Annotated in this window: 16 protein-coding genes; 1 reads left to right on the top strand and 15 read right to left on the bottom strand. The window is 41.0% G+C overall.

Annotation, left to right across the window (positions count from 1 at the left end; all coding sequences use genetic code 11):
- Positions 1-46 precede the first annotated feature (46 nt).
- From rpsA to A923_RS0100365, 9 genes are all read right to left on the bottom strand, one after another.
- Positions 47-1714 (bottom strand): 30S ribosomal protein S1, encoded by a 1668-nt coding sequence (gene rpsA / locus A923_RS0100405; protein WP_017219652.1) that lies wholly within the window; start codon positions 1712-1714, stop codon positions 47-49.
- A gap of 122 nt (positions 1715-1836) precedes the next feature.
- The gene (cmk, locus tag A923_RS0100400; protein WP_017219651.1) at positions 1837-2511 is read right to left on the bottom strand and encodes a (d)CMP kinase; all 675 of its coding nucleotides are present in this window, start codon (positions 2509-2511) and stop codon (positions 1837-1839) included.
- 202 nt (positions 2512-2713) lie between these two features.
- The gene (aroA, locus tag A923_RS0100395) at positions 2714-3997 is read right to left on the bottom strand and encodes a 3-phosphoshikimate 1-carboxyvinyltransferase (protein ID WP_017219650.1); all 1284 of its coding nucleotides are present in this window, start codon (positions 3995-3997) and stop codon (positions 2714-2716) included.
- Positions 3998-4136: 139 nt separating this feature from the next.
- The gene (hisC, locus tag A923_RS0100390) at positions 4137-5252 is read right to left on the bottom strand and encodes a histidinol-phosphate transaminase (RefSeq protein WP_017219649.1); all 1116 of its coding nucleotides are present in this window, start codon (positions 5250-5252) and stop codon (positions 4137-4139) included.
- A 94-nt stretch (positions 5253-5346) separates the two neighbouring features.
- Positions 5347-6438: a 3-phosphoserine/phosphohydroxythreonine transaminase gene (gene serC, locus A923_RS0100385; RefSeq protein ID WP_017219648.1), complete on the bottom strand. Its 1092-nt coding sequence runs from the start codon at positions 6436-6438 to the stop codon at positions 5347-5349.
- A gap of 250 nt (positions 6439-6688) precedes the next feature.
- Positions 6689-6949 carry a hypothetical protein gene (locus A923_RS0100380; RefSeq protein ID WP_017219647.1) on the bottom strand — a complete coding sequence of 87 codons (261 nt, stop codon included), beginning with the start codon at positions 6947-6949 and terminating at the stop codon, positions 6689-6691.
- A gap of 55 nt (positions 6950-7004) precedes the next feature.
- Positions 7005-8420 carry a bifunctional ADP-dependent NAD(P)H-hydrate dehydratase/NAD(P)H-hydrate epimerase gene (locus tag A923_RS0100375; RefSeq protein ID WP_017219646.1) on the bottom strand — a complete coding sequence of 472 codons (1416 nt, stop codon included), beginning with the start codon at positions 8418-8420 and terminating at the stop codon, positions 7005-7007.
- Positions 8421-8489: 69 nt separating this feature from the next.
- Complete coding sequence (locus tag A923_RS0100370; protein ID WP_017219645.1) at positions 8490-9386, bottom strand: DMT family transporter; 897 nt, start codon at positions 9384-9386, stop codon at positions 8490-8492.
- Positions 9387-9463: 77 nt separating this feature from the next.
- Positions 9464-9793 carry a hypothetical protein gene (locus tag A923_RS0100365; protein WP_017219644.1) on the bottom strand — a complete coding sequence of 110 codons (330 nt, stop codon included), beginning with the start codon at positions 9791-9793 and terminating at the stop codon, positions 9464-9466.
- Positions 9794-9929: 136 nt separating this feature from the next.
- On the opposite strand from A923_RS0100365, the gene A923_RS0100360 reads away from it, so the two are divergent.
- Positions 9930-10421 (top strand): peptidylprolyl isomerase, encoded by a 492-nt coding sequence (locus A923_RS0100360; protein ID WP_017219643.1) that lies wholly within the window; start codon positions 9930-9932, stop codon positions 10419-10421.
- Between the two features lie 201 nt (positions 10422-10622).
- On the opposite strand, the gene A923_RS0100355 is transcribed toward A923_RS0100360, so the two are convergent.
- The 6 genes from A923_RS0100355 to A923_RS22680 all read right to left on the bottom strand — a co-directional run bounded on the left by A923_RS0100355 (position 10623) and on the right by A923_RS22680 (position 13844).
- Positions 10623-11117 (bottom strand): HAD family hydrolase, encoded by a 495-nt coding sequence (locus tag A923_RS0100355; protein WP_017219642.1) that lies wholly within the window; start codon positions 11115-11117, stop codon positions 10623-10625.
- Between the two features lie 59 nt (positions 11118-11176).
- The gene (locus A923_RS0100350) at positions 11177-11797 is read right to left on the bottom strand and encodes a LysE family translocator (RefSeq protein WP_017219641.1); all 621 of its coding nucleotides are present in this window, start codon (positions 11795-11797) and stop codon (positions 11177-11179) included.
- A 55-nt stretch (positions 11798-11852) separates the two neighbouring features.
- Positions 11853-12353: a GNAT family N-acetyltransferase gene (locus A923_RS0100345; RefSeq protein ID WP_017219640.1), complete on the bottom strand. Its 501-nt coding sequence runs from the start codon at positions 12351-12353 to the stop codon at positions 11853-11855.
- 39 nt (positions 12354-12392) lie between these two features.
- Positions 12393-13046, bottom strand: a complete 654-nt coding sequence (locus A923_RS0100340) for an FMN-binding negative transcriptional regulator (protein WP_017219639.1) — start codon at positions 13044-13046, stop codon at positions 12393-12395.
- 13 nt (positions 13047-13059) lie between these two features.
- A complete protein-coding gene (locus A923_RS0100335) occupies positions 13060-13434 on the bottom strand; it encodes a cupin domain-containing protein (protein WP_017219638.1) in 375 nt (124 codons plus the stop codon).
- Positions 13435-13634: 200 nt separating this feature from the next.
- Complete coding sequence (locus tag A923_RS22680) at positions 13635-13844, bottom strand: DinB family protein (RefSeq protein ID WP_083849942.1); 210 nt, start codon at positions 13842-13844, stop codon at positions 13635-13637.
- Between the last annotated feature and the right edge of the window lie 5 nt (positions 13845-13849).

Here is a 13849-nt window from a genome sequence, read left to right as displayed (position 1 = left end):
TCGACATCGTACTAATTAAGGGATGAATTAACATCCCTCAGGCTTATTATTCGCCTTTAGCAGCTTTAAATGCTTCTGCCATAGCAGAAAGACCAGACTCTTGCGGTTGGCTGTTTACACTAGCCATTGCTTCTTTCTCGTCAGCTTCATCTTTAGCTTTAACTGAAAGACTAATTACGCGGTTTTTACGATCAACACCAACATATTTAGCTTCAAGTGATTCGCCTACAGATAATACTAAGCTTGCATCTTCGATACGGTCGCGAGAGATATCGCCAACACGGATGTAACCTTCAACGCCTTTAGCTAATTCAATTGTTGCGCCTTTAGCGTCAACTGAAGTAACTGTACCATTAACAATAGCATTCTTCTTGTTATTAGCTAGGTATTCGTTGAACGGGTCTTCATCAATTTGCTTGATGCCTAAAGAAATACGTTCACGCTCAGGGTCTACTTGTAGAACGATAGCTGTGATTTCGTCGCCTTTCTTATATTCACGAACGGCTTCTTCACCAGTAGCATCCCAAGAGATGTCTGAAAGATGAACTAGACCGTCAATGCCGCCGTCAAGACCGATGAAGATACCGAAATCTGTAATAGATTTGATCTTACCAGTAACTTGCTCGCCTTTAATGCGTGAAGTTGAGAAGTTTTCCCAAGGATTAGCAATACATTGCTTAAGACCTAGAGAGATACGACGACGTTCTTCGTCGATATCAAGAACCATAACTTCAACAGAATCGCCAACATTAACCACTTTAGAAGGGTGAATGTTTTTGTTTGTCCAATCCATTTCAGAAACGTGAACTAAACCTTCAACGCCTTCTTCAATTTCAACGAAACAACCGTAGTCAGTTAAGTTCGTAACTTTACCCGTAAGCTTAGTGCTTTCTGGGTAACGTTTAGCGATAGCTACCCATGGATCTTCACCAAGCTGTTTAAGGCCTAGAGATACACGTGTACGTTCGCGGTCGAATTTAAGAACTTTAACGTTGATTTCATCGCCAACATTAACGATTTCACTTGGGTGCTTAACGCGTTTCCAAGCCATATCAGTAATGTGTAGAAGACCATCAACACCACCAAGATCAACGAATGCGCCATAGTCCGTAAGGTTCTTAACGATACCTTTAACTTCTTGACCTTCTTGAAGGTTAGCAAGAAGCTCTTCACGTTCTGCACTGTTTTCAGTTTCGATAACTGCGCGACGTGAAACAACTACGTTGTTACGTTTTTGGTCAAGTTTGATTACTTTGAACTCTAACTCTTTGCCTTCAAGGTGAGTAGTGTCACGTACAGGACGAACGTCTACTAAAGAACCTGGTAAGAATGCGCGAATAGTGTTCACTTCAACCGTGAAACCGCCTTTAACTTTACCGTTGATAACACCGATAACAGTTTCTTGGTCTTCGTATGCTTTTTCAAGCTGAATCCAAGACTCGTGACGTTTAGCTTTTTCACGAGAAAGTTGAGTTTCACCGAAACCATCTTCAATTGATTCTAGTGCTACATCAACTTCTTGACCAACTTCAACTTCAAGTTCGCCAGCAGCGTTCTTGAATTCTTCAGCAGGAATAGAAGATTCTGATTTAAGACCAGCGTCAACTAAAACGTAACCGTTTTCGATTGCAACAACAGTTGCCTTGATAATGCTACCAGGAGCAGCAAGTTCTTGTAGTGACTCTTCAAAGAGTAAAGCGAAAGATTCATTCATAATGAGTTATATGTACTTATAAAACGTTCACATAAGCAATCCGGCTAATGTGGGTTGTTAATCAAAAGTCATCATCATCCTTGATGCTTGACTGCTAAATAATCGACAGAATATCGACTACCTTAAATTTTCCCTTCTGCAAAAGCCAACACACTAGCAACTACGTCCTCGATCGACATAGATGTCGAATCGATAACCAGTGCATCATCTGCAGGCTTTAATGGAGCGACCGGTCGATTGCGATCTTGATGATCACGCTTTTCGATCTCTTCCAGAAGGGCTGACATGCTAACATCGAAGCCTTTGTCTTGCAACTGATTAAAGCGGCGAACAGCCCTTTCTTCAGCAGATGCATCTAAAAATATTTTTACCGGTGCATCAGTGAATACCACAGTGCCCATATCACGCCCATCGGCAATCAGCCCTGGTGCGGTGCGGAAGTCACGTTGGCGTTGTAATAACGCTGCGCGCACCGCTGGATAAACCGCAGCTCGAGAGGCTGCAAAACCCGCTTCTTCAGTACGGATTTCACGTGATACATTTTCGCCTTCTAGGATAACTTGTAACCCGTTATCAGTCGGTTCGAAACGTACGTCAAGGTTAGCTGCAAGCGCAGTTAGCCCTTCTTCGTTGTCCAAATCAACATGACGATGCATCGCCGCTAATGCTAAAACACGATAAATGGCACCACTATCTAGTATATGCCAACCTAGCTTAGCCGCAAGTAATTGGCATAAAGTACCCTTACCAGAGCCACTCGGCCCATCGACTGTAATAATTGGTGCTACTGCGGTCATAAATTCTCCAAACTCAATATCTAACATGCAACTTTATACTGTGCCGCATGGATCTGGCGGCGATTATAACGGATCTGTATGAAAAGTGTATGGATTAATAACCACAAATAAAAAAGCGAGTTATCACCTTATCAGTAATACCTCGCTTTTTAAGATTGATACTGACGCACAATATCAATTATCAAGACAGTTTATTGATTGTTTATGCTTGCACTAAACTAGCAAAACGGTCGAAATAGTCTGGGAACGTTTTTGATGTACAACCGGGATCATTAATCGTTACCGGTGTATCACTTAATGCTACAAGTGAGAAACACATCGCCATACGATGGTCGTCATAAGTATCAATCGCTGCATGAATTAACTGTGCAGGAGGGGTGATTTTAATATAGTCATTACCCTCTTCAACTTCTGCGCCAACTTTACGTAACTCAGTCGCCATCGCCGCTAAACGGTCAGTTTCTTTCACGCGCCAGTTGTATACATTACGAATAACAGTGGTACCTTTTGCAAACAATGCTGTTGTCGCAATGGTCATCGCCGCATCTGGAATGTGGTTCATGTCTAAATCTACAGCCGTCAGCTCACCGACTTCCGCTTCAATATAGCTATCTGCCCAGGTAATCTTACCGCCCATCGCTTCAATCACATCAGCAAACTGGATATCACCTTGGATTGAGTTTTTACCAATACCGGTCACACGGATCTTACCGCCTTTGATTGCAGCAGCTGCAAGGAAGTAAGACGCAGAAGATGCATCGCCTTCAACTAAGAAGTCACCTGCAGCTTGATAAGTTTGTTGACCTTTAATAGTAAAGGTCTGGTAATTATCATGGCTTACCGTCACACCAAATTGCGCCATAATATGCAGAGTAATTTCGATATACGGTTTCGACACAAGTTCACCGACAATTTCAATTGTCGTGTCACTTTCAGCCAAAGGTGCTGCCATTAAAAATGCGGTTAAGAATTGGCTTGATACACTGCCATCAATCTTAATATTACCGCCTTTTAAGCCAGTACCTTTAATTAATACCGGTGGATAATCAACATTCTTTAAATAAGTAACATCTGCACCCGCTTGGCGTAAGCTATCAACTAGGCTACCAATTGGGCGCTCTTCCATACGCGGTTCGCCAGTGAGTTCAAACTCACCTTCGCTCAAACATAATGCCGCGCATAAAGGACGCATAGCAGTGCCCGCATTACCTAAAAATAATTCCAATTTTTCTGTGGCAGAAAAAGCACGGCCTAAACCAGTGACTGTACAAATTGTCTTACAGGCAGACAGATCATACTGTACACCCAGTTTTGTCAGTGCATTTAACATATGACGAATATCATCACTGTCTAATAAATTAGTTAAACGCGTCGTGCCTTCAGCTAACGCGGCAAGTAATAACGCACGGTTTGAAACGCTTTTAGAACCGGGTAAGTTAATCGTACCAGATACTTGGCCAATTGGTTGTAATGTTAATTTTTCCATAAATTTATTCACTTAATTTTTAATATTTGATTCTCTACATTCTGCTGTTTATAAGGTTTACACATAAAGTCTTAATACTGACCAAAATATAAACCTTCATTAACAGAAAACAGAATAAGGACTACAATCTTAACTGGTATTACAGCGCGTCTAATTCAGCTAACACAGCCAGTAATGCTTGCATAAATGTTTCATTTTCCAGTTCAGTACCAATGCTCACTCGCAGGTGCTTGGTTAAACCATAACCCGCAACAGGGCGTACAATCACGCCTTTATGTAACAATGCTTGGTAAACAACAGCAGGATCTTGGGTAAGTTCCATGGTAATGAAATTACCTTTAGATGGAATATAACCAATACCTTGTGCGTTGAAAAATGTTTCTAATACGGTGCGCTGCTGATTATTTAACGCCACACTTGCGGTTAAAAAATCGTGGTCAGACAATGCAGCTTCTGCAGCGGCTAATGCAAAGCTATTGCAATTAAATGGTTGGCGTACACGGTTTAGAATATCAGCAATATCAGGATGTGAAATGCTATAACCAACACGTAAACCAGCAAGGCCATAAGCTTTAGAAAAGGTACGAGTAATGATTAAATTTGAGAATTCCGTTAACCAGGTAATCGATGGCGCTTGCAGTTCTTTATCTACATACTCGAAATATGCTTCATCCAATACCACAATCACGTCTTTTGGCACATTACTCAAGAATTGGTATAACGCTTCAGCCGTTAAGAACGTACCGGTGGGATTGTTTGGATTGGCAATAAAGATAAGACGTGTACGTGCTGTAATGGCTGCCAGCATTGCGGGTAAATCATGCCCCCAGTCTTTCGCAGGAACCGCGACACCGGTCGCGCCAATAGCTTGTGTCACTAACGGATACACTACAAATGCGTGCTGCGCAAAAATTACTTCGTGCTCTGGCGTCACAAAGCTGCGAGCGATTAACTCAAGTACATCGTTTGAACCATTACCTAAAGTAAACTGTGCTGGCGCGAGGTCGTATTTATCTGCCAGTGCCTGTTTTAAGTAAAAGCCATTCGCGTCTGGATATCGTGTGATACCCGCTAGTTCTTTCTCTAACGCTGCTTTAACTAACTCACCAACACCTAATGGATTCTCATTCGATGCTAATTTAACAATATTAGTTAGCCCCAATTCACGTTCTAATTCATCAGTCGGTTTTCCCGCTTGATAAGGGTGTAAACCTTTAACCCCTGTATTTGCTAAAGCAAAAAAATCACAACTCATATCAAATCCTTGTAGTCGGCACTGCCGTGTTCAACCAATTTTGTCCATTGCCTTAAAGGCGTATATGTCGATCTTATCTAGAGCACGCTGGCGATTAACGCTGTTGGCGTTCAAAGTTTTCCATAAATTTAATTAACGCTTTCACACCTTCAATTGGCATGGCGTTATAAATACTTGCGCGCATACCACCGACAATACGGTGACCTTTTAGCGCCATTAAATTAGCGTCTTGAGACTGCTGTAAAAACGCAGTATCCAAATCGCTTGATGCTAATGTAAACGGTATGTTCATTTTAGAACGGTTTACACTCGCCACATTATTACTATAGAAATCGCTGCTATCAACGTAGTCATAAAGTAACTTGGCTTTTTCTGCATTAATTTCTGCGATAGCAGACAGACCACCTTGGGCTTTTAACCACTTGAATACCAGTCCAGCTAAATACCAAGAATAAGTCGGTGGTGTGTTAAACATTGAATCATTTTCAGCCATCAATTTATAATTGAAGATTGATGGGGTTTCTTGTCTGGCTTTATCGAGTAAATCATCACGCACAATCACCACACCTAAACCTGATGGACCGATATTTTTTTGCGCGCCGGCATAAACAATACCAAACTTGCTGATATCTAACGGCTTAGAAAGGATGTTTGATGACATATCAGCAACGAGTGGAATATCGCCAGTATCAGGAATATCGTTAATTTCAATACCTTCAATGGTTTCGTTCGGGCAGTAGTGCACGTAAGCAGTATCTTTACTTGATACTTGCCATTGTGACGCAGGTTTAACCGCAACAATACCATCTGTATTTGGCATGAGAATGTTCGATTCATTCACTGTGCAGTACTTTTTACCTTCAACAACCGCTGACTTAGACCATTGGCCTGTTAACAGGTAATCTGCTTGGGTTTTATCGCCAAGGATATTCAGTGGCACAGCAGCAAACTGACCGCGACCGCCACCTTGTGAAAAAATAATTTTGTAGTTATCTGGAACCGTTAACAAATCACGCAGATCTTGTTCTGCTGCCGTCGCAACAGCCATGTAGTCTTTACTACGGTGGCTTAATTCCATTACCGATACACCGGTATTATTCCAATTAATAAATTCTTTTTGGGCTTGTTCCATCACTGCAGCTGGCAACATTGCGGGACCAGCGCAAAAGTTATATGTCCGACTCATATCAATTATCCTTGTTAACAATGCAGCTTAAACGGTTTAAACCTTTATTGGATGACCATCTAATGTAAGCGATTAACGTGGATTTTTAAAGTCTTTATTTTACTGCAAATAATTCACGATTAAGGCAATGCTTGCAGGGTATAAAAAACCAGAAGATTGACTGAACAGCTGAGGTATTAAGGAGGGATTAAGTTACGCTAATATCGTTAAAAAACGGGGCACCCTGTAACACTTGATGGGTGCCATTTAATTACTTTTCTACTTTCTTAGGTAGCGCTGATTTTGCGAAAAAGAAGATTAACGAACCAACAGCCATTGATAACATAGCCAATCCAAACTTAGCGTCACTGCCCATGCCAATAATGAGTAAAAATAAACCGATAACGATAAGTACAGAACCAGTGAACATCGCAGCGCGAGGATGCGTACTAACCAAACTAGTCTGTTTATTTAAGTCGTGATGCTTATGTGAATGCTTTGCTGCTTTACGTTTATGCTTTCTGACTGTCATAATTTGCTCCAAACACTGGTAAATTAGATATGCTATCGATTACGTAAGATAGTATTCACAATACTTTAACGCCTTCGATAATATCCATCGGCGTTAACGCGTAATTATTTTTTGTATAATTCGTTGCGGCCATACCGTGCGCTAAGCTGGCTGTAATAGTTGCGTTAATAGCACTATATCCTTGAGTTAACAGCGACGCAATCAATCCAGTTAACACATCTCCAGTTCCGCCTTTACTGAGCGCATTATTTCCCAAAGTGTTGATGTAGAGCATATTATTATAGCTAATAAGTGAGTTCGCGCCTTTTAATAACAGTACCGTTTGGGGATAGTTACCAGCAAACATCCGCACATACTTAAATCGATTACGTTGTAATTCGGCTACGGTGATATCTGCTAGTTTAGTCAATTTCAACAGCGAGCAGAACTCTTTAGGGTGTGGTGTTAGCACCACGTTTTCACGATTTAAAATAGTAAGGATAATGTCATCATGAAATAAATCCGCATCAATTACTTTTGACAGTTCATTGTTTAAGATCTGTTGTACTTCCGCTTTTTTAAAATAGCCGAGCCCCATACCGATTGCGATCGCAGTGGAGTTTTCTGGCAAAACAGATTTTTGCATAATATGACACGGTAGATTTATCTCTTGATCTGTAATGACAGTAACCAAACCCGCACCAAACGCAAAAGCAGCCTCGGCGGCAATAATACCAGCCCCGGTTTTATTACCGACGATCACGCTTAAATGGCCAAATGTACCTTTGTGTGAGTTTTGTTTTGTGCGTAATGGTAATTTCATATCAACGGAGTCTAAAAGAAAGGTATTAGTATTAGCTTCATAAATGCTTCGATGCACACCTAAATCACTGACTGTGATATCTCCCGTGTGATCTTTAGCGACATCACTGTAGAGCTGCGTTTTCAATGCACCCATGGTGATAGTGATATCAGCGCAAAAAGCAACAAGACTAACCCTACCCTGCTTATCTAATCCAGACGGAATATCACACGCAATTTTATATCCCGACAACGCGTTAAGCTGTTTCAGCAAACACTGCGACGCTTCATCCAAATCTCGGTTTAACCCTGAACCGAAAAGGCAGTCAACAATAACATCAGGAGCATGTTCAAGTGATCGTTCCAATAGACCAGATAGGTCATCAACAATATTGACACCAAGAATCTTGGCTCTTTTATGTTGCAGCTTGGCCATCGCAGATTTAGCCTGATACGGCATAAGCAAACTGACATCATATTGTGAATATAAAAGTCTGGCGAGCGCGATGCCATCAGCGCCATTGTTACCTGAACCACTGACAATAAGTATCTTGGCGTTATTTAAACACTTACTGTGTATATGCCGCATCATTGACGCTGCGGCATGTTCCATCAGTAAATCTTCGCTTAACCCAAACTCATCACAGCATCTGTTATCCAAAGCGTTCACATCATCAAATACTTTTTGCATCTTGTTACCCCGTTATGGATCCAAATCTGTGTTCAATAAAAACCCCGTACTACATGCTACCTTACTACGTCACTGGGTTTTAACTCGATAATTAAGGCTACCAAACACGTTGATTAAAGCGCCGAGAATAATTAGCCCTCCGCCAACCCAGGTCCATAATGAGGGTATTTCACTAAACAATAGCCAACCAAATATGATTGAAAAAACCACTTGTACATAAGAGTAGGCAGTCGCTTTACTTGCTACTTCTGTTTGCATTGCTTTCGTTAATCCGACCTGGCCTATCTGCGTAAATATACCAATCAAGATGAGTAATACCAACGCCTCTACATCCGGCATCACAAAGTTATTACCTAACAAAAACACAGATAAAGGTAATGCAATAAGTGGAAAATAAAATATAATCACCGAGCTGTCTTCAGTACTGCTAAGGCGCTTAACAATCACATACGCAATCGCACTGCCTAAAGCCCCCATTAGCGCAACAAAAACGCTAAATAAAGGTAACTCAGTCGCCCCTGACAATGCCATATTTGGACTAACAATAAACAGTAACCCGACGATACAAAGCACAATGCAAACGATAGTTGAGCGTTGAATTCGTTCTTTAAGAAAGACTAAGGCAAGTATAGCGGTAAATACGGGGTGTAAATATTGTAAAATGGTGGCTTCGGCTAATGGCAATGTTGTCACAGCGAAATAAACGCATATTAGCGCTACAGAGCCCACAGCACCGCGTGCTATCAGTAATTTTTTATTGTGGCCCCAAACCGATATGCGTTTTCGACGCACGTCTACATAGCTGATAATCAATGACACGATAGCTCTTACCGCTACAATTTCAAAAACAGGAATACCATGCGTACTGACTAATTTAACGCAGGCCGTCATAATCGCAAAAGCCAATGCAGACATCAGCATGAACCTGACGCCAACAGGGATATCGTGTATAAATTGAATATTCATAGTGAGTGGTTAACTTTAAATGATTAGAATTATGATCCTATAAGACTAATCATCTAAATGAAAGTAGTTTCAGGTAGTTATCTAGCAGCATTAATGGTATCAATGTAGTCGCACCATTGTGCTGAATTACGCGTTGGTAGGCTTGAGTCACCGCGAATACCTAACTTGAATTCAATAACAGAACGCCATTCTGACGAACCTAAATCAGGTCCATGCCCTTGCCCATCACCTGTCACTAATTGACGGTCTATTTTAGTAAACCATTCGTTCGAACAGGCTTGCGGTTTAACATCGTCAATAACCGGGTTAACACTTACGCTCGAAGTCGGACTCTGCTCTGCCCCTGAACATCCGATGACAACCGCACTCACTGATGCTATCACCATTAATTTTATTACTTTAATCATAATAACTTCCTTATCAAAACTACATTTTAGGATCAACTATCTTGAAAAACACCGTATACTGCAGCGATTAAACGAATACTCACGTGAGTAACGACATAAGTTACTACCGACATTAATACAAAGATGGTGCAACACAATGATTATTTTTACCACAAACTTAGGTGACATCGAAATTGAGCTCAATACCGAGCGAGCGCCTGTCACCTCAAAAAACTTCATCCGCTATTGCAAAGAAGGTTTTTATGAAGGCACTATTTTCCATCGTGTGATTAAAGATTTCATGATCCAAGGTGGCGGTTTTACTGAAAAGATGCAAGAAAAACCAACCCGCCCAGCGATTGCTAACGAAGCGAATCGAGGCCTTAAAAACGTCATTGGTAGTCTAGCAATGGCGCGTACAGATTCGCCACATTCTGCAACGGCTCAGTTCTTTATCAACTTAGATGATAATGACTTTTTGGATCATACCGCGACCACAAACGCAGGTTGGGGTTATACGGTATTCGGTGAAGTATCTGCTGGTATGGATGTGGTGAACATGATCGCGTGTTCACGAACGGCGACAGTAAAAGGCCACGAAGATGTGCCAAGTGAAGCGATTGTTATTAAAAAAGTAACGATAAAATAACTGCGCTTGTAAATAATCATAATGGATGCCATGAATAATACATGGCATCCATTCATTATTATTTAGAATCGATACAACCTGCTGGTTTTAATATACGTATTATCGACGCAGGATTATCCCTTAATGCATCGACAGGTCGAATCGGTCTAGCAACCAGATTACCTGCACAATTAGGGCGAACATCTAGATATCCTTATAATTTTAGAATACTTCCTTCACTTGAAATTGGCATAACTCACTAAGAACTCTAATTTGTTGGTAATCACCAACCTCTTCCAGTGAGGCGTCTGGCGTATACCAAATCGCATTCAAGCCAGCCTCAACAGCGGGTATGATGTCACGATGTAGCATATCGCCAACCATGGTGACTTCGCAGGCCTCAACACCAAGCGCTTGCACTACCGCTTGATAATAAGCAGCGGTTCCTTTGCCTATGCCGAGGTTTGATTGGCAAAAAAATGCCAATATATATCCATCAAGTCCAACACGTTCAAATGCCGCTTTAATATCTGCTTCACTAGAATCTGCAGCACCTGTTGCCACGTAAAGCTGGCAACCCTGTTGTGACAATAAAGCGAGCGTATCATGTGCACCCGTTATGGCTTCAACATGTTCCCAGTTGCACATTTTACCTTTCATCTCAGGCGGGTTCACCATCAAGGTTCCGCCCCAGTCAAACAGATAAATCTTAGCCATCTGTACTCCTTTACATTTTATTTTTAACACTAACTAGGTTATGTTTAGCTATCGATTCACTATTTCTGTGTCAGCACCAGAGAGCTGAAATATATCATCGCAGTACCTGAGATCCTCTGAACCCAATTGCCAACCTTGGTATTTTTAGCCGATAATTTTATTTTTTCTATTGCTAACGTGACGCCCAAAAACCACATAAAGATGATGCTGGCATGAATGGCCACTAACGAGAATGCATTAAAATACGAAAAGTTATCTGGAGATATAAATTGCGGAAAAGCCGCCAAGTAAAACATCGACACTTTGGGATTGAGGATCTGAGTGATGAATCCTTCATTAAAATAACCCAGACCTTGCTTCTCCGATTTAGCAACTTCATTCACTTTAGTATCAGTGGTTTTATACGAGTTAATAATCGCTTTTACGCCAATATAAAATAGATACCCTGCTCCGAGTATTTTAATAATGAAAAACAACTCAGCAGATTGCATCAATAAGGCTGAAAAACCGAAAATAGACAGTGCGCCATGAAAGAAGGTTGCCGTTGTTAATCCGAAAATATTCAGGATTGAAGCGCTTTTTCCCTGCGATGAGGCCGTTTTTAAAATCAACACGCCATTTGGACCTGGTGATACCACTAAAAGTAACGCGATTAAACTAAACGCTAATATGTCATTCATTATCATTCACTCCTTTTTTAATGATAATAAACACACTTTGAAGTTCAGTGTCAATTTAGCTGATGATATTGAATCGCGCCATGTGATAAACATTCACATATTGGCCATTTCTAAACGCAAACGCTTTCGACTCACCTTCAATAACAAAACCAAATTTTTCATACAGCGCAATTGCCGAATGATTATCGGTATAAACGGTGAGTTCAATACGCATGATATTAAGCCAGTTATCAGCCAATTCGATAATGTTCGTGAGTAAGGCACTGCCAACACCCTTACCTTGGTAATGATCTTTAACCCCCATACCAAATGAACCAACGTGACGCCTGCGCATATTACTGCATACTTCAAAACCTAGATTACCAACAATCTCGCCATTAATTTCAGCAACCAATGAATAGACGTTAGCAGGTACATTGGCCATACGCTCTGACCATCCCTTCGCCGATGGATTCGGAAGTTGCAGCGTACCGCTATAAGCGTTCTCGCAAGCGTAAATATCTCGAATAGCTAAACCATCTTCAGGCTCAGAGTGTCTTACTTTAATTTCTTCCATGTTATGCGACTCCGCTACAACTCAATGCTAAAGACTAAATTAATTTTCTACATACTGACTTACTAAATCAGCCATTGCTAACGATTCAAAACCGCCTTCGTCCACCAGCCCAGAAATAACCCCTAATTGATTTTCATGCGGTTGATTTTGGCTTACTTTCCATTGACCCGTTATTGATACGATGTCCAGTTCCAAACCAACAATAGCAGGTAACATTTTTTGAATATATTCTGACGGTGCATCGTTAACAGACCAAGGGTTTGACTGACCAGCTTCATGTTGATCACTGAGTTTAGTTATGTGGCTTAAAATCCAGGCATCATCATGAATACACTTCAGTGAACCTTTTACATGCACGGCAACATAATTCCATGTTGGTACTGCTCTGCCCGTTCTTTGCTTAGTTGGATAATGGTTTGGAGAGATATAGCCATTGGGGCCACTAAAAACGAGTAACACGTCGGCGTTATTGTTATCGCTATTGTTATTACTTAATGTTTTCCATACTTTATTGGCCTTGGCCACATGCCCTTGCAGTACATCAACACCTTGAGCGTTGTCGAATATAAAGGGAATGTGATTAGCCTCTAAACCAGCGTCTGAATAACTGATTAATGTCGCTAGTGGATATTTCACAATAAGGGCTTTTAACTTATCGCTATCTGCCTGTTTAAACGTCCTTGGGATATGCATTATCTTTCCTTAATCATCCTGAAGTCATCGCTTGACTTGGAAACGATATTTCCAAAACCACACATTCTTGCTCACAAATAAACGGCCCATGCACTTCTCCTGGAGGACGGCTAGCGTAATCTCCAGCTTCTAGCCAAACATCAAAAGCTGCATCAAAAAGCCGACCGGATATTATGTATATTTCTTCCGGGTATTCATGATACTTACCACCAAACATTGACGTATCAGCGCCCGCTTTGAACCGCGTTAAACGAGTATAATCTCCCGAGACAGGGTCCATCGATAACGTGAGCTGTTCAAGCTCACCATTTGTGTCCGCAATGACATCCCATTGATTTTTACTCGTCGATGCTAACGTATTCCAATACTGAATTGTGCTTTTACTCATGACTGTCCTTGTCTATTCATGATTTAAAACTAAACAATACATTCAAAAATACAGGTCATAAACCCAGTAAGCAATGGTTATAATTTAGTTCAATGTACTACATTACCAATAATACACTGACAAAGTGAAGGAGCATTAAAGGGAGGTGTACGATAAAACCTCAAGCGAAATTCATCCCAGTTAACACTCGGTCTTATTTATTACGTCTTGAGGTCTGGAATATTGATGAAAAAATCAGTGATACCAACATTTATATTTAGCTGATGAAGAACAGCACTTAATTGCCCACGATGGTGCGTTTGGTGATTGAATAAGTGGCTGACCAAAGCGCTAAAATTTCGCTCACTCACCACTCCAGAAGTACTCGAGTATACCAAGTTTTTTTTCAAAATCGTCACGATGAACTTCATGCTTT

Source organism: Moritella dasanensis ArB 0140, assembly GCF_000276805.1.
Classification (GTDB): Bacteria; Pseudomonadota; Gammaproteobacteria; order Enterobacterales; family Moritellaceae; genus Moritella; species Moritella dasanensis.
This window is presented reverse-complemented; position numbering and strand designations above follow the sequence as displayed.

What these genes read in the sequence shown, in the direction of transcription:
- rpsA (WP_017219652.1), bottom strand. Translation starts at nt 1,714, where the DNA reads ATGAATGAATCTTTCGCTTTACTCTTTGAAGAGTCACTACAAGAACTT.
- cmk (WP_017219651.1), bottom strand. Translation starts at nt 2,511, where the DNA reads ATGACCGCAGTAGCACCAATTATTACAGTCGATGGGCCGAGTGGCTCT.
- aroA (WP_017219650.1), bottom strand. Translation starts at nt 3,997, where the DNA reads ATGGAAAAATTAACATTACAACCAATTGGCCAAGTATCTGGTACGATT.
- hisC (WP_017219649.1), bottom strand. Translation starts at nt 5,252, where the DNA reads ATGAGTTGTGATTTTTTTGCTTTAGCAAATACAGGGGTTAAAGGTTTA.
- serC (WP_017219648.1), bottom strand. Translation starts at nt 6,438, where the DNA reads ATGAGTCGGACATATAACTTTTGCGCTGGTCCCGCAATGTTGCCAGCT.
- A923_RS0100380 (WP_017219647.1), bottom strand. Translation starts at nt 6,949, where the DNA reads ATGACAGTCAGAAAGCATAAACGTAAAGCAGCAAAGCATTCACATAAG.
- A923_RS0100375 (WP_017219646.1), bottom strand. Translation starts at nt 8,420, where the DNA reads ATGCAAAAAGTATTTGATGATGTGAACGCTTTGGATAACAGATGCTGT.
- A923_RS0100370 (WP_017219645.1), bottom strand. Translation starts at nt 9,386, where the DNA reads ATGAATATTCAATTTATACACGATATCCCTGTTGGCGTCAGGTTCATG.
- A923_RS0100365 (WP_017219644.1), bottom strand. Translation starts at nt 9,793, where the DNA reads ATGATTAAAGTAATAAAATTAATGGTGATAGCATCAGTGAGTGCGGTT.
- A923_RS0100360 (WP_017219643.1), top strand. Translation starts at nt 9,930, where the DNA reads ATGATTATTTTTACCACAAACTTAGGTGACATCGAAATTGAGCTCAAT.
- A923_RS0100355 (WP_017219642.1), bottom strand. Translation starts at nt 11,117, where the DNA reads ATGGCTAAGATTTATCTGTTTGACTGGGGCGGAACCTTGATGGTGAAC.
- A923_RS0100350 (WP_017219641.1), bottom strand. Translation starts at nt 11,797, where the DNA reads ATGAATGACATATTAGCGTTTAGTTTAATCGCGTTACTTTTAGTGGTA.
- A923_RS0100345 (WP_017219640.1), bottom strand. Translation starts at nt 12,353, where the DNA reads ATGGAAGAAATTAAAGTAAGACACTCTGAGCCTGAAGATGGTTTAGCT.
- A923_RS0100340 (WP_017219639.1), bottom strand. Translation starts at nt 13,046, where the DNA reads ATGCATATCCCAAGGACGTTTAAACAGGCAGATAGCGATAAGTTAAAA.
- A923_RS0100335 (WP_017219638.1), bottom strand. Translation starts at nt 13,434, where the DNA reads ATGAGTAAAAGCACAATTCAGTATTGGAATACGTTAGCATCGACGAGT.
- A923_RS22680 (WP_083849942.1), bottom strand. Translation starts at nt 13,844, where the DNA reads ATGAAGTTCATCGTGACGATTTTGAAAAAAAACTTGGTATACTCGAGT.